The 18,033-nt window shown below is 63.8% G+C and carries 18 protein-coding genes, 1 tRNA gene and 1 pseudogene; 7 read left to right on the forward strand and 13 right to left on the reverse strand.

The features are described from left to right. The first annotated feature begins 37 nt into the window (after positions 1-37). Positions 38-2,254: a phosphoribosylformylglycinamidine synthase subunit PurL gene (gene purL, locus DM868_RS11300; RefSeq protein WP_281280707.1), complete on the forward strand. Its 2,217-nt coding sequence runs from the start codon at positions 38-40 to the stop codon at positions 2,252-2,254. Here purL and DM868_RS11305 read toward each other — a convergent pair. From DM868_RS11305 to DM868_RS11315, 3 genes are all read right to left on the reverse strand, one after another. Continuing rightward, on the reverse strand, positions 2,235-3,122 hold the full coding sequence (locus tag DM868_RS11305) for a phosphatase PAP2 family protein (protein ID WP_137276984.1): 888 nt from the start codon (positions 3,120-3,122) through the stop codon (positions 2,235-2,237). The two genes, purL and DM868_RS11305, sit on opposite strands and share 20 nt — an antisense overlap. Then, a complete protein-coding gene (locus DM868_RS11310; RefSeq protein ID WP_137276985.1) occupies positions 3,122-4,888 on the reverse strand; it encodes an ABC transporter substrate-binding protein in 1,767 nt (588 codons plus the stop codon). Before DM868_RS11310 ends, DM868_RS11305 begins: the two co-directional genes overlap by 1 nt. Before the next feature lie 97 nt (positions 4,889-4,985). Further along, a complete protein-coding gene (locus tag DM868_RS11315) occupies positions 4,986-6,248 on the reverse strand; it encodes a hypothetical protein (RefSeq protein WP_137276986.1) in 1,263 nt (420 codons plus the stop codon). Between the two features lie 146 nt (positions 6,249-6,394). On the opposite strand from DM868_RS11315, the gene DM868_RS11320 reads away from it, so the two are divergent. Then, complete coding sequence (locus tag DM868_RS11320) at positions 6,395-6,979, forward strand: dolichol kinase (RefSeq protein ID WP_137276987.1); 585 nt, start codon at positions 6,395-6,397, stop codon at positions 6,977-6,979. Positions 6,980-6,990: 11 nt separating this feature from the next. Here the strand turns inward: DM868_RS11320 and DM868_RS11325 are convergent, their stop codons facing one another. The 3 genes from DM868_RS11325 to DM868_RS11335 all read right to left on the reverse strand — a co-directional run bounded on the left by DM868_RS11325 (position 6,991) and on the right by DM868_RS11335 (position 8,441). Then, positions 6,991-7,173, reverse strand: coding sequence for a DUF7550 family protein (locus DM868_RS11325; RefSeq protein WP_137276988.1), 183 nt, complete (start codon positions 7,171-7,173; stop codon positions 6,991-6,993). Between the two features lie 30 nt (positions 7,174-7,203). After that, the gene (locus DM868_RS11330; protein WP_137276989.1) at positions 7,204-8,016 is read right to left on the reverse strand and encodes a creatininase family protein; all 813 of its coding nucleotides are present in this window, start codon (positions 8,014-8,016) and stop codon (positions 7,204-7,206) included. A 74-nt stretch (positions 8,017-8,090) separates the two neighbouring features. After that, positions 8,091-8,441 (reverse strand): cupin domain-containing protein, encoded by a 351-nt coding sequence (locus DM868_RS11335; protein WP_137276990.1) that lies wholly within the window; start codon positions 8,439-8,441, stop codon positions 8,091-8,093. A 144-nt stretch (positions 8,442-8,585) separates the two neighbouring features. Between DM868_RS11335 and thyA the strand changes: the two genes are divergently transcribed. Both thyA and DM868_RS11345 read left to right on the forward strand, forming a co-directional pair. Then, positions 8,586-9,614, forward strand: a complete 1,029-nt coding sequence (gene thyA, locus DM868_RS11340) for a thymidylate synthase (RefSeq protein ID WP_137276991.1) — start codon at positions 8,586-8,588, stop codon at positions 9,612-9,614. Next, positions 9,611-10,099 carry a dihydrofolate reductase gene (locus DM868_RS11345; protein WP_137276992.1) on the forward strand — a complete coding sequence of 163 codons (489 nt, stop codon included), beginning with the start codon at positions 9,611-9,613 and terminating at the stop codon, positions 10,097-10,099. The genes thyA and DM868_RS11345 overlap by 4 nt, the downstream gene beginning before the upstream one ends. A 33-nt stretch (positions 10,100-10,132) precedes the next feature. On the opposite strand, the gene DM868_RS11350 is transcribed toward DM868_RS11345, so the two are convergent. Then, positions 10,133-10,588 (reverse strand): DUF5518 domain-containing protein, encoded by a 456-nt coding sequence (locus DM868_RS11350; RefSeq protein WP_170964491.1) that lies wholly within the window; start codon positions 10,586-10,588, stop codon positions 10,133-10,135. 99 nt (positions 10,589-10,687) lie between these two features. Between DM868_RS11350 and DM868_RS11355 the strand changes: the two genes are divergently transcribed. The 3 genes from DM868_RS11355 (at position 10,688) to DM868_RS11365 (ending at position 12,970) form a co-directional block, all read left to right on the forward strand. After that, entirely contained in the window at positions 10,688-11,968 is a 1,281-nt protein-coding gene (locus DM868_RS11355; protein ID WP_246049072.1) for a helix-turn-helix transcriptional regulator, read from the forward strand. A 90-nt stretch (positions 11,969-12,058) separates the two neighbouring features. After that, positions 12,059-12,133: transfer RNA gene (locus DM868_RS11360), tRNA-Glu, on the forward strand. Positions 12,134-12,355: 222 nt separating this feature from the next. Next, on the forward strand, positions 12,356-12,970 hold the full coding sequence (locus DM868_RS11365) for a DUF7437 domain-containing protein (RefSeq protein ID WP_246049074.1): 615 nt from the start codon (positions 12,356-12,358) through the stop codon (positions 12,968-12,970). A gap of 42 nt (positions 12,971-13,012) precedes the next feature. Here the strand turns inward: DM868_RS11365 and DM868_RS11370 are convergent, their stop codons facing one another. From DM868_RS11370 to DM868_RS11395, 6 genes and pseudogenes are all read right to left on the reverse strand, one after another. Beyond that, entirely contained in the window at positions 13,013-13,354 is a 342-nt protein-coding gene (locus DM868_RS11370) for a DUF5615 family PIN-like protein (protein ID WP_137276993.1), read from the reverse strand. Then, on the reverse strand, positions 13,354-13,635 hold the full coding sequence (locus tag DM868_RS11375) for a DUF433 domain-containing protein (RefSeq protein WP_137276994.1): 282 nt from the start codon (positions 13,633-13,635) through the stop codon (positions 13,354-13,356). Before DM868_RS11375 ends, DM868_RS11370 begins: the two co-directional genes overlap by 1 nt. 461 nt (positions 13,636-14,096) lie before the next feature. Beyond that, the gene (locus DM868_RS11380; RefSeq protein WP_137276995.1) at positions 14,097-15,479 is read right to left on the reverse strand and encodes an ATP-binding protein; all 1,383 of its coding nucleotides are present in this window, start codon (positions 15,477-15,479) and stop codon (positions 14,097-14,099) included. Between the two features lie 147 nt (positions 15,480-15,626). Beyond that, a pseudogene (locus DM868_RS11385) lies at positions 15,627-15,851 on the reverse strand (RNA-guided endonuclease TnpB family protein); the annotation flags it as partial. 246 nt (positions 15,852-16,097) lie between these two features. Then, positions 16,098-16,700 (reverse strand): LURP-one-related/scramblase family protein, encoded by a 603-nt coding sequence (locus DM868_RS11390; RefSeq protein WP_137276996.1) that lies wholly within the window; start codon positions 16,698-16,700, stop codon positions 16,098-16,100. 130 nt (positions 16,701-16,830) lie between these two features. Further along, the gene (locus DM868_RS11395) at positions 16,831-17,994 is read right to left on the reverse strand and encodes a mechanosensitive ion channel family protein (RefSeq protein WP_137276997.1); all 1,164 of its coding nucleotides are present in this window, start codon (positions 17,992-17,994) and stop codon (positions 16,831-16,833) included. Positions 17,995-18,033 lie beyond the last annotated feature (39 nt).

Raw genomic sequence — 18,033 nt, forward strand, 5'->3', positions numbered from 1 at the left:
CGGAGCGATACACAAACGTGCACATCAAAAGCGATTTATCCGGGAAAAGGGTGCATACAACTGCATGAGTCTCCCGCCGTCGGACCGCGAACTCGTCGTCGAAGCGTTGGGGCGTGATCCGACGCCCGCCGAGGTCGCGCTGTTCGAGAATCTCTGGAGTGAACACTGCGCGTATCGTTCCTCGCGGCCGCTGCTCTCGGCGTTCGAGAGCGAGAGCGACCGGGTCGTGATCGGCCCCGGCGACGACGCCGCCGTCGTCGCGCTTCCCGATCCCGAAACCGGTGAGAACAGCGACACCTACGTCACGATGGGGATCGAGAGCCACAACCACCCCTCCTACGTCGATCCCTTCGACGGTGCGGCGACGGGCGTCGGCGGCATCGTCCGCGACACCCTCTCGATGGGCGCGTATCCGATCGCGCTCGCCGATAGCCTCTATTTCGGCGCGTTCGACCACGAACACTCGAAGTATCTCCTCGACGGCGTCGTCGAGGGGATCTCTCACTACGGAAACTGCATCGGCGTGCCGACGGTGACCGGCAGCGTCGCCTTTCACGACGGTTACGAGGGGAACCCACTCGTCAACGTCGCCTGCATCGGCCTGACAAACGAGGAGCGACTGGTGACCGCGGAGGCGCAGACGCCGGGCAATGAACTCGTCCTCGTCGGGAACGCCACCGGACGCGACGGACTCGGTGGGGCCTCCTTCGCCAGCGAGGATCTGGCCGAGGACGCCGAAACCGAGGACCGGCCCGCGGTGCAGGTTGGCGACCCCTACGCCGAAAAACGACTCATCGAGGCCAACGAGGAGTTGATTGACGCCGATCTCGTCCGATCGGCCCGTGATCTCGGCGCGGCCGGACTCGGCGGCGCGTCCTCCGAACTCGTCGCGAAGGGCGGCCTCGGCGCGCACATCGAACTGGACCGGGTCCACCAGCGCGAGCCGAACATGAACGCGACCGAGATCCTGCTCGCCGAATCCCAAGAGCGGATGTGCTACGAGGTCCGTCCCGAGGACGTCGAGGACGTCGAGGCGATCGCCGAGAAGTACGACCTCGGCTGCTCGGTCATCGGCGAGGTGACCGAGGGGAACTACGTCTGCACCTTCGGGGGAAGCGAGACGCAGGACGTCTCGGACGAACCGAGCGGCGGTGAGCCGCGAGGTCGTGACACGGTCGTCGACTGCGACGCCGAGTACCTCGCCGACGGCGCACCGATGAACGACCTCGACCACACGGAACCCCTCGCGCAGGATCGCGACCTACCGTCGCCCGATCTCACCGACGGCTTCGAGGCAGTCGTCAGCTCGCCCAACACCGCTTCCAAGGAGTGGGTTTACCGGCAGTACGACCACGAGGTCGGAACGCGGACCGCGGTCAAGCCCGGCGACGACGCCGCGCTGTTGGCGATTCGAGAGGTCGGCGTCGGCCTCGCGTTCGCTTCGGGTGCCGATCCGAACTGGACTGCCACCGCCCCCTACGAGGGCGCTCGGGCGGTCGCGCTGGAGAACGCGATCAACCTCGCGACGACGGGGGCGACGCCGCTCGCTGCGGTCGACTGTCTCAACGGCGGGAATCCCGAAAAATCCGACGTGTACGGCGGGTTCCGGGCGATCGTCGACGGACTGGCCGACATGTGTTCTGAGCTTGGCGTCCCCGTCGTCGGCGGGAACGTCTCGCTGTACAACGACTCGGTCGCGGGACCGATTCCCCCGACCCCGACGCTCGCGATGGCCGGCACGAAGGCCGGCTACGACGCCCCCGGGATCGACCTCGACGGCGGCGGCGACCTGTTGCTCGTCGGCGGTCAGGCGTCGTCGCTCGGCGGTTCGGAACTGCTCGCGCAGTTCGGCGGGACGGATCGGTTCCCGGCCGTCCCCGAACGCGCCGCCGATCTCGTCGCCGCCATCGCCGCCATCGCCAACGACGAGCGAACGCTGTCGGTTCACGACGTGAGCCACGGCGGTCTGGCGGTCACGCTCGCGGAGATGATCGGGACGGCCGGTGCGGCGGTCGAACTGCCCGGAGCGTCACCGCTCGAGGCGCTCTTTTCCGAGGCGTCCGGACGCGTCGTCGTCGAGACGACCGACCCCGACGCGGTCCGCGAACTGGCGGGGGACGTGGCCACCGTCGAACGAATCGGCGAGTCGACACAGACCGGTCGACTCGACTGTACCGTCGGCGACGAGACGCTCTCCTACACGGCCGCCGAAATCGAGGCACTCCGCGACGCGCTCACGAGCGGCCTGGAATAGCGCTTCTCGCGTATCTGAGAAGGTGCCTGAATCGCCCGATGGTCGGCGGCGTCTCCTCGAATCGGGTTCCGATCTTCACGCTTACCCACGCCAGCAGGATACCGAATATCACGTCCGTCGCCCAGTGGATCCCGAGGTACATCGTCGAGATGACGACGCTGACGGCGAGCGCGGCGGAGATCGGTACCCAGAGCGGATACTCGTCCCGCGTCGTCCACGCCAACAGCGCGGCGGTGACGGCCATCGACGTGTGCAGTGACGGGAACACGTTCGTCTCGTCGTTGACCGCGTCCGTCACGAACTGATACTGGGCGTACTGGCTGTAGAGCAGCCCCTCGGCCTGATCCGCGATCAGGTTTCGCGGCCCGTAAGCGATGAACAGGATGTAGCAGAACACGCCGATGAGGTAGTTCGCGCCGTAGGCGACCATCGTCCGTCGGAGCGGTTCGGGCCGCGACAGCGCGAAGTACGCCACGAGCGGGAAGATCAAGAGGAAGACGTAGCCGTACACGTAGATGAACGCGAAGTACGCGGTCAGCTCGGGTGTCGCCATCGACTGTATCCAGACGACCACCTGCGGCGTGTCGTTCGGATACAGCGGCCACAGGAGCAACCCGTCCGCTTGATGGAGCCGCCCGGTGATCCGAAAGCCGATGATCCACGACAGATCGGGGCCGATGTCGCGGGCGATCTTGTTCGCGACCAGCACGATCGCGAGGAGGCCGACGTACGGCGCGATCGCGGCGAACCGATCGCGGAACGATCGGCGAGTCTGGACGAGTCGCTCGCGGCCGACGACCACCGCGCTGGTGATCGCGAGCAGCGAGAGGACGACGAGGACCAACTGTCCGACGACGAGCCCCAACATCAGTCCTCCCCACGCCTGACGAGCTGTCCCTCTTCGTACTGATAGCCGGCTTCGCGGAACGCTGCCCGCGTCGCTTCGACGTCCACTTGGCCGTCCTCACCGAGGAACGGGAGGGTCGCTTCGCCGCTCCACGTGAGATCCTGCGGTGTCCACTCTCCTTTCAGCGGGGCTTCCGACGGCAGTCCGTACCCCTCGATCGACTCGGCCACCACGAACGCCCGATCGATGTGCTGTGCGGTGATCCGTCGAAACCGGGGGTCCGTCATCGGCGCTCGCCGGCAGTTGAACCCGACGTGATAGTACGGGTCCGCCTGTCGGATCGTGAGCGAGACGCCCTCCGACCGGGCGATTCGGGGAACAACCGAGGCCTGTAGTCCGTCGGCGGACGCGTCCGCTTCGTCGTTCACGAGCAACTCTACGGCCGCGTCGTGCGAGGGCGTGACGGTAAACTCGATCCGGTCGAACGAGCCGCCACCGACGAACCGCGCCGGAATCCCGTCGACGTCGTCCGTCCGCAGGAAGTGATCCTTGAACGAGGTGAACGAGAGCGACTCGTCGGTCACGGCCTCGTCGAACCGGACCGGCCCGCTCCCGATCGCGGCCCTGTTCGAGTTCACGAGCGCTTCCGTGGTCTGTCCCGCGATGTCGATTCCGGCGACCTCCGTCGATTCGGCTCGATCTCGCCAGATGTGCTCCGGGAGTATCGGAGCGCTCAGGGCTCGGTAGGCGAGCTCTCGGTTCGGCGTCGCAAAGTCGATGCGGAACTGCCCGTCGGAGTGCACGTTCACGGAGTCTACGAGCGAGGCTTGGCCGCGTCGCCACGGCGTCGGGACGGGGCTGTCGAACGTCCCAAGCGAGGTATCGTTTAGAAACTCGTACGTGAACGCCACGTCGTCCGCGGTGACCGGCTCCCCGTCGTGCCACGGGGTCCGCCGAAGCGCTACGGTCGCGGCCGTCGGTTCCGCTCCGTCCCACTCGATACGTCGTGCGAGCCACGGAACCGGGTCAGCTCCATCATCGATCGTCCTGACGAGCGGTTCGTACAGCAGGCCGGTGAGGTCGCCCTGGTCGCGGTATTCGACTGCAAGCGGATTGCGGTTTCGGGTGATCCGTTCGTTTCGGAGCAGCGGTCGGAGTGTCGTCGTCTCGCCCACGCGTTCTAGCTCGAGGTAATTCGTCGGTGCGGAGAGTCCACCGGAGGGCCATCCGCCGAATCGGTCGGTTCTCATGGCCCCGATTCGATCCGGGAACGCGATGGTGGTAAACGGCTGGAGCTGTACGATCTGTCGCTGTAACTCGTGTACCGTGTCGATCCTGTCGTCACCGTCGGTCATTCGTTGCTGCTCAAGCAGCTCGTCAACCTCGATATCGCTGAAGCCGAAGGGGTTCTGCCACCCGGCCTCCTCACCGTACGACGAGTGAAGCATCGAGTGGAGTTCGTCGGGGGCACTCTGGCTCGGATACCTGGCAACGTAGAGGTCGAAGTCGTGGTTGACGAGGATGTCACGAAGCAGTACGTCCGAGCTTATCGGATCGACCATCGTGGCGATCCCCGATTCGGAGAGGTTAGTGGCCAGATGATTCGCGATTCGGACCGCGTACGGATCCTCTCCCGCTGGCGGGGTCTTGATCGTGAGCGACAGCTGGCTGGTCCGCTGTCTCCCGGCGAGATTCCTGATCTCCCCAACGCAGCCGCTCGCGGCGGCGAGCGCTCCCGTCGCGCCCGCGAGAAATGCGCGGCGGCTCGCTGGGTGCGCAGGAGCCATGTTCCCGTATGATCATACGTCGATCGTTATAAACTTCCCCGTCGTCAGCGGTGATGTCGATCGCTTGGTTTCGTCGCCGCCGCTCCGGATTCGCTCCTCACACGTAGCCGAACAGCGATGCGAGGATCGTGAGTGCCCACGCGCCGGCACCGACAGTGAGCGGCGCGGGGATCTCGTCGCTCTCGACGGCTTTCGCCCCACCCAGGGCGATCAGCCCGATCGCCAAGAGGACGGCGATGCGGTGAAGAACCACCCGCAACGGGAGTACGGACGTGCCCATCGCCGCGTAGTCCCCGACGATCGCCGCGCCGAGACCCAACCCCGCGAAGGTGAACGCCCACACGCCGTCGCTCCCTCGTCCGAGCGAGTACGCGATCGCCGGTGTCCCGACGATCAAGAGGAGATACAGCGGTGCCGCCACGACTTTCGGGGAGAGCCCGGAGAAGACGAGTTCGCCCGCGATACCGAGCCATCGAACGACCGTGTACACGCCGAACAGCCCCGCCCCGAGTGCGATCTCGCGTCGCCGCCGTCGCAGGAATCGACTCGTCTCGCGGACGCCTCGTCGGGACCGGCCGATCAGTCCCGTGAGCACGACTGGCAGCGCGAGCCCGGCGAGATGGATGCCGGTCACCCACCCGTCGCTGTCGGCGCTCTCGTTTTCGAACGGCATCCGAACGACGCTCTCGACGTACGGTTCGCCCATGAACTCCTCCTCGAGGTCCCGCTGGGGGTCGCTGATCCCCGTGACTGTGTGTCTGAGACGGAACCAATCCCAGTGCTCTTCGTGGATCTGTACGGCCGTCCACTCGCCAACCGGGTCCTCGTACGCCCGGATGTGCATCCGCTGGCCCAGATACGTCCCGGAGTGGAGTTCGTAGGATCGATCCATCCACTCCCCCTCGCCGTCGACCTCGACGTACGTGTACCGCCTCGATCCTTCGGCCGGACTCCACGAGATCACGTCGCCGATCTCCTCGGCTTCCGGGTCGACTTCGAGCCGCTCGGCCGACACAGTCTCGCTGTCTGCTTCACCCTCCGCTATCGGTTCGTCCTCCCACTCGAGCGCGGAGCGCTCCGTCAGCGCAGTGTGTATCTCCGTCGTCTCACCGTAAAACACCATGTTGATCCCGAGCGTTCGCCCCTCGAAACTTCTGGCGCGCGACGTGTACGGCCACAACTTCGTTCCCCCGTCAGCCGGCTCGACGAACTGTGGCTCGCCGGGATCGTCCGTGGGAACGCCCCAAAGCGGCCACTCGGCAAGCACGACCGCGCCGCTGAGCGACGCGACGAGGATGAGCGCCGCTGCGACCCAGGCGGCGTCCTCGCCGAGTTCCAGCTCCGCATCCGATCCGGCCATCGCCGCTCAATTGTACCCACCCGTTGATATATCCGTGGTCGATCCCGCGCTCCGCCACCCCGAGATCGTTCGCTCCCGCTCGCTTCGAACGCGGCTCGGTACACAATTGCGAACGGATATTACGCACCGCCCAGTAGCCGTCGGACATGGCGTTCGAGATCGGCCGTCGGTTCGTCCACGCGTCCGGAGCGATCGTCCCCGGCGCGTACCTCCTCGACAGATACGTCCTCGAAACCGGCGTCGTCACCTGGAGGGTCGTCCAGACGATCGCTGTGGCCGGACTCGCCGTGACCACCGTTCTCGAAACCGCCCGACTGCGCGGTGGGCTCGAACACGCGGTCTACGATCGGCTCACGCGAGAGTACGAGCAGGATTCGGTTGCCGGCTACGCTCTGTACGTCGTGGGAGCGACGATCACCGTCCTCGCCTTCGAGCCGACCGTCGCGGTCCCGGCGCTCCTCATGTTGTGTCTCGGCGATCCGATAAGCGGGATGCTTTCGAGCGGCGGGCTTCGTACAATCGCTCGCCCCCGCGTTCTCGTCGGCATGTTCATCGCCTGTTTTCTCATCGCCTATCCGTTCGTGCCCCTTGCCGCCGCCGTCGCGGGTGCGCTCGGCGCGATGCTCGCCGATGGTATCAAGCCGATCGTACGCGGGTACGTTATCGACGACAACCTCACGATTCCGATCGTCGCCGCAAGCGCGATGTGGGCGGCGCTGATCGCCGTGTGACGGGGAGGACGTCAAAAAGAAACTGCGAGCGGGACGCCGAACGTCACCGCGAGTCCGACGATCGCGACAAGCGCGCCGATGCCCACATCGCGTCCGGTGTAGGCGCTTTGGGGTGCTGTCGATCGATCCGTCTCGTACGGTCGATCTTCATTCGTCTCGCCTTCCGTACTCCCGGATTCCGTCTCGTCGCTCATACGCCGTCTGGAACCGCCGGCCACTTTGCGCTACCGCTTTCGGTTCGATCGTGAGCGCCCCGATCGCTTTCGCTCCCGAACGTGTGGTTTCGGTCCCAGCGTCTCCCACGGCTGGGCGTCGAGCCACTCGGCCAACGCGACGAGCTGTTCTGTCGCCGCCTCGAAGAGCCGCTCACCCTTTTCTGCGGAGGCGTCCGTCGGATCGCCGAAGCCACCGTTGTGCGTGTTTTCGATCGCGTCGTAGAAGATTCGAGCGCCGTTTCGCGTCGTTTCGATCGCGGTGATGTCCGGACAGCCGTCCTCGCGTGCGGCTTCGAGTTGGTCCGCCCGAACGAGATCTGCGAGGTGCCAGACCATCGACGTCTCCTTCGGGCCGGCGTGGGGGCCGTTCTGTTCGAACAGCGAGCCGACGAGGTCGGGGATCGACTCGTCCCACATCCACTCGATCGCGTACGCGGTCCCGTCGTCGTGGAGTCGGCGGCCGACCTCCCGCAGATGCTGGACGTTGCCGCCGTGGGCGTTGACGTAGACGATGCGGTCGACGCCCTGATAGACGAGACTTCTCGACAGCGATTCGATGTAGTCGCGAAAGACCGGCGCGTCGACCGAGAGCGTCCCGTGAAACTGTCGGTGGTGGGGGCTGACACCGACGTTGACGGTCGGCGTGCAGACGACGCCGGCGGGATCGGCGGCCGCGCGGGCGAGCCCCTCCGCGATGACGTGGTCGGTCGACAGCGGGAGGTGCGGGCCGTGCTGTTCGGTCGAGCCGATCGGAACGAGCGCCGTCGAGGTCTCCGCGAGTTCGACACCGGCTTCGGGCCACGTCGCGTCACCGAGATACATACTGGGGTCGACGACCCCCGCGGTCTTAAACGGTACAGCATCGCACGCGGCTCACCCCCGCCGCTCCACGCCACTCATGACGCGCCGGCGATCGCGACGCTGACCGGTTCGTCGCCCTCGTTCGAGAGCTGCCGCCACGTCTCGCCGTCGACGCGGATCGCCTCGCCGCTCGAAAGCGACAGCTCCGACTCGGGATCGTCCTCGTCGCCGATCAAAACGGTTAGTTCCCCGTCCACGACGAGATACACTTCCTCTTGGCCGTCCTCAGCGTGATCGTGGGGTTTGCCCTTGCTGCCCGGTTCGAGTTCGAGAAGCGTCATCCCGAGATGCTCACAGCCGAGCGGCTCTCTGAAGAACCACATGCCGCCGTACTCCGCCGGAACGACGCTGTCGATCTCGTCAGCACTCGCGGTCTTGTATGCCATACCTGAGTTTACGGGCCAATGCGAGATAAAACCGGTTTCGAGACCGACACCGTGGCCCCTTTCGTTCGCCTCTCCAGTCCTGAGCGGTCGCTGAGGTTGCTCCCGAAACGAACATACCGTCCGCGTCTCAAGAGTAGCCATCGAATGCGCCAGTATCACGACCTCGTCTCCGGGGCGCTCGCCGACGGAACGTACAAACCGAACCGGACCGGCGTCGACACGGTCGCCTCGTTCAGCCACCACTACGAGGTGGATCTCACCCAGGGCTTTCCGCTCCTGACGACGAAGCGGATGGACGGCTACCGGTGGAACTCGCTGATCCACGAACTGCTGTGGTATCTCTCCGGCGAGGAGCACGTCCGGACGCTCCGCGAGGAGACGAAGATCTGGGACGCCTGGGCTGACGACGAGGGCCACCTCGACACTGCGTACGGTCGATTTTGGCGGCGGTATCCGATCCCCGAGAGCGGCGGTCGGCTCCCTGGCGAGAGCTGGCCCGACGCCGATCATCCGCGGGTCGACACGGAGGCGACGCCGGACGGCGGGACGCGGCGGGTGTTCGATCAACTCGGCCACGTCCTCGACACGCTCGAGACCAACCCCAACTCCCGCCGAATGGTGATCAACGCCTGGCATCCGGCCAACGCGGCCGCCTCGACGCTGCCGCCGTGTCACTACACCTACGTGTTCAACGTGCAGGGCGACCGCCTGAACGTCCACCTCACACAACGCTCCGGCGACATCGCACTGGGCGTGCCGTTCAACCTCGCCGCCTACTCGCTTCTGGCCCACGCGGTCGCGAACCGGACGGAGTTCGAGGTCGGCTCGTTCGGCCATACGATCGTCGACGCGCACGTTTACTGCGGGGCGGGCGAGCGCGGCGCGTGGTACGCCGACGCGCTCCCCGACCTGCAAGACCGTCTCCGAGCCGTCGACGAGCCCGAGGAGTACCCTGACGTTCGGGCGTGGATCGACGAGACGGCGCCGCCGGAAGCCGACGGCGAGGACGGTTACGACCACGTTCCGGGACTGTTGACCCAGCTGTCGCGAGCGCCGCGCGACCGTCCGCGGATCGACATCGCGGACAAGCCGCTCGACGAACTCGAATACGGGGATATCCAACTCTCGGGGTACGATCCGGCCCCCGGTATCTCATTCGCGGTCGCCGAATGAAGATCGCGCTCGTCGCCGCGGTCGCGGACAACGGCGTCATCGGTACCGACGGCGAGATGCCGTGGCACTACCCCGAAGATCTTCGGCACTTCAAACGAACGACGATGGGCCACCCAGTCGTGATGGGGCGGACGACGTACGAGTCGATCGAGCGACGACTCGACGGCCCCCTCCCCGGTCGGACGAACGTCGTCCTCTCGCGCCGAGAATCGCTCGAACTACCGGACGGCGCGATACACGCGGCGGATCTCGACGAGGCCTTCGAAGCCGCCGAGGCGGCGCTCGAGGAGGGACAGGAGACCGTCTACGTCATCGGTGGTGCGACGGTGTACGAGGCGACGATCGACCGAGCGGACGAGCTCGTCGTGACCGAGATCCCCGAGTCGCCCGTTGGTGATACGCACTTCCCGGAGATCGGCTCTGAATGGGTCGAGCGCGACCGGGAGGTCGTCGGCGATCTCTCGTTCGTGACGTATCGGCGCTGAGCAAGTTGCTGGCTCGCATCTGAGTTCCGCGCCTTACTCGACGTACTCCCGTTTGATGTAGACGCCCGCGACCCCACCGAGCGCCCCACATCCGATCGTGTAGACGAGCAGGAACGCGGCGATGGCTGCGACGATGGCGAGGACGCCGATCGCGAAGACCGGTTCGAGAAAGACGACGAACAGTAGCAACGGCACGATGACGAGCAGCGGGACGAGCGCGATCGCACCGGAGATCGCGCCGACCTTCGCTCCCGACTCGCCGTGATCCGCGTCGAGGTAGCCGGAGATCGCCCCGCCGAGGACCGGTGCGAACGGGACGATCGGGGTCGTGACGACGGTCACGATCGCGCCGACGAGGGCGTGCAACAGGAGTGACGAGCCGCCATCGTCTCCTGACTTCTTCGCCTCATCGTCGGCGGCTTCGTCGCGGGATTCATCACGATGCTCGATTCCGTCGGTTCGGCTATCGGGGCGTGCGTCGGTGGCCATACGTTTCTCGTCGGGCGTAATCCAGTATAAACTCGTGCCACGGACGATCCACGCAAGACACCGGTTTTTATGTGATGAGCGGTGAGAACTTGGGTACCAATGGAGTCGTTGCGCGGACGAGTAGCTGCGGCGGTTCTGGCAGGACTCCTGCTGTGTTCGCTTTTCGTCGGCATCGCGATCCCCGGTGGTTCCGCAGCGACCGCTCGTGCGTCCGCCGCCCAATCAGGGTTCGGCGATATCGAAGCCGAGGCGTTCGACGCGGACCGAACGCTGTTCCGCATCACCGTCTTCGAGAACGCGAGCGCCGAGTGGACGTTTCGGTACGAACAGCGTCTCGACGACGACGAGGCGGCTACGGACTTCGAGGCCTTCGCCGAGCGATTCAACAACGAAGAAACCGACAGCTACCGGAACTTCCGAACGCGTGCGACCTCGCTGGCGGCCTCGGGCTCCAACACGACCAACCGGGAGATGACCGCGGAATCGTTCGACAGAAGCGCTCGTATTGAGGAACGCTCGCCGGCGGGTGACGAGTTCGCCGTGGTCGAGATGTCGTTCGTCTGGACTGCCTTCGCGGCGGCCGATGGGGACCGACTCGTCGTCGGCGACGTGTTCGTCGGTGGGCTCTACGTCGGGCCGGATCAGCAGCTCCGGTTCGATCCCGGCCCCGACCTCCGGTTCGAATCGGTCTCACCCGAGCCAGACAGTACGGCCCGCGAACGGCTCACGGAGAGCGAAAGCGTCGCTTGGCTCGGCGAACGACAGTTCACCGATCGACAGCCTCGGGTCGTGTACGCTCCCCGTGGAGCCGGTGGGGGCTCGACGCCGACGCCGGCGACGACCGAAGCGCCGGATCGAACACCCGCCGTACCCCCACACGATGCCGGTTCGTTCCTCCCGATCGTCGCGCTTGCCATCGCGTTGGTGGTCGGTTTCGGTGCCGCAGTGGCCTATCGATCCGGTGGGCTCTCGACGGTCGGCCTTCCCGGTGTGGGGTCGAGTGACGATCACGGTGAGACGACTGCCGACGATTCATCGAACGCTGTCGAGTCGGCTCCCGCCCCGACCGACCGTGCGGCTTTGGAACCAGCCGCGTCAGGTACGGACGGTGAGGACGCGATATCGCCCGCCCTCCCGGAGGAACAGCTGCGCTCCGACGAGGAGCGTGTCGTCGCCCTACTGGAGTCACACGGCGGCCGAATGAAACAGGTCGACATCGTAGGGAACATGGAGTGGTCGAAGTCGAAGGTCTCGATGTTGCTCTCGGAGATGGAAGACGACGGCGTGATCTCGAAGCTTCGGGTGGGTCGCGAGAACATCGTCTCGCTGGCTGGCCACGAACCGGACGCCGCCGGATCGCCGTTCGACGAGGAGCGATAACGCGCGTTTCCACGATGCGAACGTGGCCCAATGCGGCGGTGAAACGCAACCGTTATACCTCACTCTCGGATATACTCAGTTGCAATCAGCGCTCCGTTGGTGTAGTCCGGCCAATCATCTTGCCCTCTCACGGCAAGGACCAGGGTTCAAATCCCTGACGGAGCATCCCAATTCGGCTTCCTTCTTGCGGTTTTGGCCTGTACGAACTAGCCATGAACGACTCAACGCCCAGGCCATGTCGATTCCAAGTCAATTGAGTCATCACGCCAACCAGATTGATGAAATTAAGCGCAAAATTCTACTGTCCGTATTCCGATGAAGTTTTGGAACGTGTTCAGATACCCGACCGCCAGATTTTAATCCTCAATCCACGTACTGTGGATTGTTGTGGCACACGCTCCCCCCGATACGTCATCTGAAGCCGAAGAGGAGCGAGAGGCGTTCTTCACCATCCACGAGTTGCTCCACCGGCCAGAGCTGGCCGTCTTCTATACGGATATGCTTCTCAACTCACTGACCACGATCGGAGAAAGCGTGGAGCGCGTGGAGCTCTCCAGTAGCGCAGCCCACAACTACGCGAAGATTCTCCAACAACTCGGCGCGGCGGAGCAACTGGACGAGACACGCGAGCGAGCCCACCTCTGGGAAGCGAAGCCAGTCGCGGGGACGTGGAACGGTGCAGAGCCCATCGGCCCGGTACTGATTGCGGTGTACGGCGCGATCGAGTCCGACGACGACATCGAGCTCTTCGTCGAACGGCACGGCAAGGCGAAACTCAGCTCCGCGATCGCCCAGACCATCGAGTACCTTCGCGGGAACACGAGTCGCCGCGGCGCAGCGGACGCACTCGGTGTGCCCGCGGTCGAAGGAATTGCGATCACGCAAGCGATCGAGAAGATCGTCTACCTGCTGAAGGATCTCGATCCGGCCATCCCGGCGGACGAATTCGAGGTTTCGCTTCCCGACAGAGCCCTCGAAGACGCCCCCTATACCCAGGAGTGAGCGGGGGAGATCTCACGCTACTGAGAGGGGGAGATGTAAAATTTACAGCCAGTTTCGGCTCACGTATTCGAGTGTCACGTCGGACTGCTCGACGTACTGGGAGAGTTCGTGAACGATGTCTCCGACCTCTCGGGCCGAAAGCGTCTGATCCTTCTGAAAGAGCACGCCTACGGTATCGTCGAGGTTGATCTGCGTGAAGAAATCGTCATCTTGCGTGAGTATGAGGCGGTTACGTGCTCGTGCATACGCAGCGATCGAGTTGTCATCGGAGCCGAGTCCGAGTGCCTCAATATCACCGATCCATTCGACATCGTGGTCGAGCTTCCGGAGATAGTTGGTCGTCGCTCGTTCAACGTTTTCGTCGGCGAGAATCCGATACCCCATCAGCCACGTACGTCGTTTGGATCGGTCGTCAGGTGTTCGTGTTCCTCGATCGCGGCCTCGCGCTTCCGTTCGACAGCGCGCATCTCCTCGGGATGGTCATGATAGTAGGTAAGCGCCCGGTAGACATCGGCTACGTCGAGATCGTGACGATCGGCAACCGTTCTGGGAGTGAGTTCACGGTCCTCGATTTGCTCTTTGATGAACCGAACGGTGATCCGTCGACCTTCGAGGTGGGGCTCGTCGTGGAGTTCGCGCACGATCCGTCCCGCCACTTGACTCATACTTACTCTACGTTGCCCCTATACTTGAACGTCTGGCCTTGGTTGCCTAGGTGTACCAACTCTGTATTTTCCCGATCGGTCCTTCGAACCGGATTTGCCAACCGGGCAATCGGCTCGGTGTTTTATATACCTCTGCGCAAAATACTCTCGCTGTAGCAGGCGTAGACCGCGTATAGAGGGTCATCGAATTGGTGATCGAAATCGTGTCGTCTCGGACGCGACCGGCCTCTCACGGCAAGGACCAGGGTTCAAATCCCTGACGGAGCACTCCTTTCTCTTCGCCTTCTGGTGGTTTCCAACCGTGAGTCAGAGGTCTATCCACCAATGTACGGGGGCAAACACACTCAATTGGTCGGTCGAATGTACCGTTGTCTGGCGAGTAGCGATATATCGCCGGCAAGCACCTGTGAAATGTCAGATTATATCTATATTCTCGATCCTGATGTTCGTAATCACCCATTTCACGAGCTACCACTACGACTAATCAGATCAGTCAGCTCGAAGAGTTGGACATCATCACGCGTCCCGGCGACGTTTGTGACATCGTCGGTGTACCCGGAGCGGCTGAATAAGACGTACAGCGTCTCCTCGTCTGCGGGTCCTTCTGGCCATCGTACTTCAGATGTTGTTCGTTCAAGATCGGCGAGAACACCTTCGCTTACGGGTTGGGACGTGAATTTACACTCGCCAGCGACGAGTCCCTCGTTTGTGAGTCCAAGGACATCCAACTCGTGTTCTTTGAACCACCACTGCCCGACATCGCGGAACTGTCGGTCTACGAGGTCGGGGAGTGCTCGCTGGCAGAGGCGTTCGAACAACGGACTCACGTAATCCGCTAGGTCAGGTGCAACGAGTTTGTCATACGAGTCGTTGCCGACTATGCGAAGTTGGTCTTGATTTCCGTACACGAACCGGAACCAAAACCGGAACAACGGAGCTGCGATGCGATACCGGCCGCGTTTTGAAGACGTCGGCGATTCTGTGACGGGGATGTGGCGCTCGACGAGGCGGAGTCGGCGGAGTTTCTGGAGGTACGTGCTGAGCGATCCCGAATCCACGCCTGCCATGCCTGCGATCTCGTTCGGGGTGCGACGGCCGTGAGCGAGCGCGCGAAGGATGCTGAAGTACGTGTTCGGTTGCCGGAGTTCGGTACGCAACAGGAACTCCGGTTCGGAGTACAGGAGCCCCCGCTCTGACAGGATCGCCTGCTGGACGTTCGTTCCTAACGGCTGATCGCGGTCGATGGTCTGGAGGTAGTGCGGCGTGCCGCCGTAGATCGACCACACGGTGATGGCAGTCTCGGGGTCGTACTCCGGGAAGAACTGACGCGCGTCGGCCACGTCGAGCGGTTTGAGGTCGATCGTCGCCGTCCGGCGACCGTACAGCGGCGCGCTTCCGGAGAGCACCTTGTCCTCCATAACGCTGATCGAGGAGCCGACGAGCACGAGCGTCATTCCCGTCTCCCGTAGCTTCGTGTCCCAGACGCGCTGAACTCGGGATGGGATCGAATCGTCCTCCTCGATGAGGAACGGGAACTCGTCGATGACGACGATCGCGTCTTCCTCGCCGAGCGCTTCGAGGAGGGCCTCCCAGTCGCGGCGGACGTTCCGAAGCGCGGGGAACCGCGCGGTGGCGGTGTCGACGAACTGTTCGAGCTGATTCGGTGCGGTCGATTCGACCGCCTGGTAGTAGACGGCGTCATCCCGGTCGTCGATGGACTGACGGACGAGCTCGCTCTTGCCGAGGCGACGGCGTCCGTAGACCACGATGAACTCCGCCGTCCCGGAGTCGTAGCAGTCCGTGAGTTGATCGAGTTCGACGTCCCGATCGACGAATCGCTCCATACACCCGCTAACGTCCCTGTCTATATGGAACTCTCGATTTTAGAAATCCATATTTCCGAAATTTGGATTTCCTTTTGTGGCCAAACACAACAGATCTCGCGTTGTGGTCACGAAAGGGGCGAATTCGATTTGGTGAACTACCCTCCCCTACTCGCTCACGGCTGACGCCGTTCGCTCCTTGAGGGGAGGGCTTCCTGCTTCCACGACGCGCTTTGCAGACACCGAATCGGTGTCCGTAGGGAGCGCAGTCTCCACAGGCGTTCACGAGAGCGAAGCTCTCGTTCGCCCATCAGAACCATTCGGTTCTGAGGACGTTCGTCCGGAGTGTCCCACTCCTACACCTTCGAGCCCGCGAAAAAGGATGTTCCACGCCGTCGCAAACGCTCCACGTTTGCTGCCCGTCAGACACAGTCTGACGACCGCGTTCGCGTCCCTGACATTCTTGTGAGTTCGTCATCGTCGTCCGGTTCTGCAGGACTTTCTGTGAATTCACGCGGTCGTTTCTCCCCCGTCACAGAGCCTCCCCCGGCCGCGCTCCGGTAAGTGGCCGGCACGGTATCGGTACTCCTCAGGGTTTCCGTTTCGGATCGAAATGTGAAACTGGTCCAGCAGCGGGGACTACTCGTTTTCGAGGGCATCGAGGACGCACGCGGCGGCGATGACTGCCTCTTTCGGAACGTCGCTGGCGTCGTCGATACTGACCGTGTAGGTGTCCCGCAGCGAGAACTGTCCCTCGATGTCGCCGACGTGACCACCGTGGGCGTCGGCGATCTCGTACTTGTTCGGAACGAGGTTCGCGACGGAGACGAGGTGTCTGAGCGCCGAGAGAAGCTTGTTCTTCGACCGGATGGTCGCGAGCGCCTCGCCCGTGTCGGGGTCCCGTATCGTCCAATTTTCGACGAACAGCGAGAACTCCTCATCTAGGACGACGACCTCCTCGCGGGTTCCCGCGTCCGTGATCGCGTAGTTGCCCGCCACGTCCATGATGCCGCCCGCCTTCACGGTGAACGCGTCCTCGTCGTCGCCGGTCACGAACGGGAACTCCTCTTTCATTTTGAACAGCTTCTGCTTCCCGCGCAGGACGACGTCGCCGGCGCTGTCGCGGACGACGTACTTGTTTCGGATCGCCGACTGCTTGACCTCGTATCGGTCGTCGTCGAGCTCGATCGTCGAGATGTCGTAGGTGGACGACGCCGAATCGGACGCGGAGGGCTCGGCCATGGGTGACCGGTGGGTCACCTTCGGAAAAAACCTTCTGCCTGTCTCGGACGCGTTCGACGCGTTCTCCACGGTTGAGGCGATGGTTCGGTTCGGGGTCCGCGGCTCACACGGAGACGAACTGGAGGAACGATCACGCCGCATCGCCTGCTTTCGATCGATCTGTGTTCGCGCCATCGTCCGCGGCGCGATCCGAATCAAACACCTCCGGCGCGTTGTCGTCGCCGATCGCGGCCGTCGACACCGTCGCCCGCGTGACCGCCACGTCGCGCTTGGGATACGGAATCTCTATCTCGGCGGCGTTCAACGCGTTGTACAGCGCGCGGTTGAGTTCGTGTTGGACGCGCCGTCGTCGGGTCGGCCCGTTGACCCAACAGAGCAGTTCGTACTGGAGCGCCGAGTCTCCGAAGGATCGGAACCGGCCTCGGGGTTTCGGGGAGTCGAGAACCATCGGTTCCGACAGCGCGACGTCGACGGCGAGTTCCTCGAACGCGTCGATGTCGGTCCCGTAGGCGACGCCGATCGGGATTCGAACGCGTCGCCGTCGCTGCGGTGCGGACTCGTTCGTCACCTTCGCGGCGTTCAGCGTGGCGTTCGGGACCGTGACCAGCACCTCGTCGCGGGTGAGAAGCGTGGTCGATCTGACGCCGACTTTGACGACCGTCCCCGCGGTCCCGTCGTCGAGGACGATGTAATCGCCGATCTTGTAGGTGTCGTCGAAGTACAGGGCGATGCCGCCGAAGAAGTTCGCGACAGTGTCCTTTGCCGCGAACCCGACGGCGATCCCGGCGACGCCCGCAGCGCCGAGCAGCGGCGTGATCTGGATCCCCCACAGCCACAGGAGCGTGCCGACGCTGCCGACCAGAACCGCGAGTGTCCAGACGTTCGAGAACACAGGAGCGAAGTCGAATCGGGCGCCCTCCTCGTTGACGGCTGCGACGACTCGATTGACCACGGTGTTGGCGGCGTACGCCCACACGATGACGATGATCGAAAGCGAGGGTCGTCCGAACAGATCGTCGAGCGCCTGGGGGTCGAGGAGGACCGACGACCGAACGGCCGGTATCTGCGTGAGCACGTAGACGCCCACGAGCGCGGCGGTGACGACGAGCGGCGCTCTGAGCGAGGAGAATACGATGTCGTCGTACTCCGTCTCCGTCCTCGAGACGAACCGGCGGGCGAATCGGAGGACGACGAACTCCATCCCCACAGCGGCGACCACCGAAATAACGAGCACGGCGACCGTCGCTTGGGTCGCTGTGAGCCCCTCGAACAGCGGGAGCAGAGCTGTTACCATATGTGATTCTCGCGATTGCGTGAGATAACCGTTTCTCAG

The organism is Natronomonas salsuginis (genome assembly GCF_005239135.1).
In the GTDB taxonomy this organism is placed as follows: Archaea; Halobacteriota; Halobacteria; order Halobacteriales; family Haloarculaceae; genus Natronomonas; species Natronomonas salsuginis.

Coding starts and splice junctions, on each gene's coding strand:
- DM868_RS11315 (WP_137276986.1), bottom strand. CDS start 6,248: ATGGCCGGATCGGATGCGGAGCTGGAACTCGGCGAGGACGCCGCCTGG.
- DM868_RS11320 (WP_137276987.1), top strand. CDS start 6,395: ATGGCGTTCGAGATCGGCCGTCGGTTCGTCCACGCGTCCGGAGCGATC.
- DM868_RS11310 (WP_137276985.1), bottom strand. CDS start 4,888: ATGGCTCCTGCGCACCCAGCGAGCCGCCGCGCATTTCTCGCGGGCGCG.
- DM868_RS11395 (WP_137276997.1), bottom strand. CDS start 17,994: ATGGTAACAGCTCTGCTCCCGCTGTTCGAGGGGCTCACAGCGACCCAA.
- DM868_RS11390 (WP_137276996.1), bottom strand. CDS start 16,700: ATGGCCGAGCCCTCCGCGTCCGATTCGGCGTCGTCCACCTACGACATC.
- thyA (WP_137276991.1), top strand. CDS start 8,586: ATGCGCCAGTATCACGACCTCGTCTCCGGGGCGCTCGCCGACGGAACG.
- DM868_RS11305 (WP_137276984.1), bottom strand. CDS start 3,122: ATGTTGGGGCTCGTCGTCGGACAGTTGGTCCTCGTCGTCCTCTCGCTG.
- DM868_RS11380 (WP_137276995.1), bottom strand. CDS start 15,479: ATGGAGCGATTCGTCGATCGGGACGTCGAACTCGATCAACTCACGGAC.
- DM868_RS11325 (WP_137276988.1), bottom strand. CDS start 7,173: ATGAGCGACGAGACGGAATCCGGGAGTACGGAAGGCGAGACGAATGAA.
- DM868_RS11345 (WP_137276992.1), top strand. CDS start 9,611: ATGAAGATCGCGCTCGTCGCCGCGGTCGCGGACAACGGCGTCATCGGT.
- DM868_RS11330 (WP_137276989.1), bottom strand. CDS start 8,016: ATGTATCTCGGTGACGCGACGTGGCCCGAAGCCGGTGTCGAACTCGCG.
- DM868_RS11375 (WP_137276994.1), bottom strand. CDS start 13,635: ATGAGTCAAGTGGCGGGACGGATCGTGCGCGAACTCCACGACGAGCCC.
- DM868_RS11370 (WP_137276993.1), bottom strand. CDS start 13,354: ATGGGGTATCGGATTCTCGCCGACGAAAACGTTGAACGAGCGACGACC.
- DM868_RS11335 (WP_137276990.1), bottom strand. CDS start 8,441: ATGGCATACAAGACCGCGAGTGCTGACGAGATCGACAGCGTCGTTCCG.
- DM868_RS11350 (WP_170964491.1), bottom strand. CDS start 10,588: ATGGCCACCGACGCACGCCCCGATAGCCGAACCGACGGAATCGAGCAT.
- DM868_RS11355 (WP_246049072.1), top strand. CDS start 10,688: ATGGAGTCGTTGCGCGGACGAGTAGCTGCGGCGGTTCTGGCAGGACTC.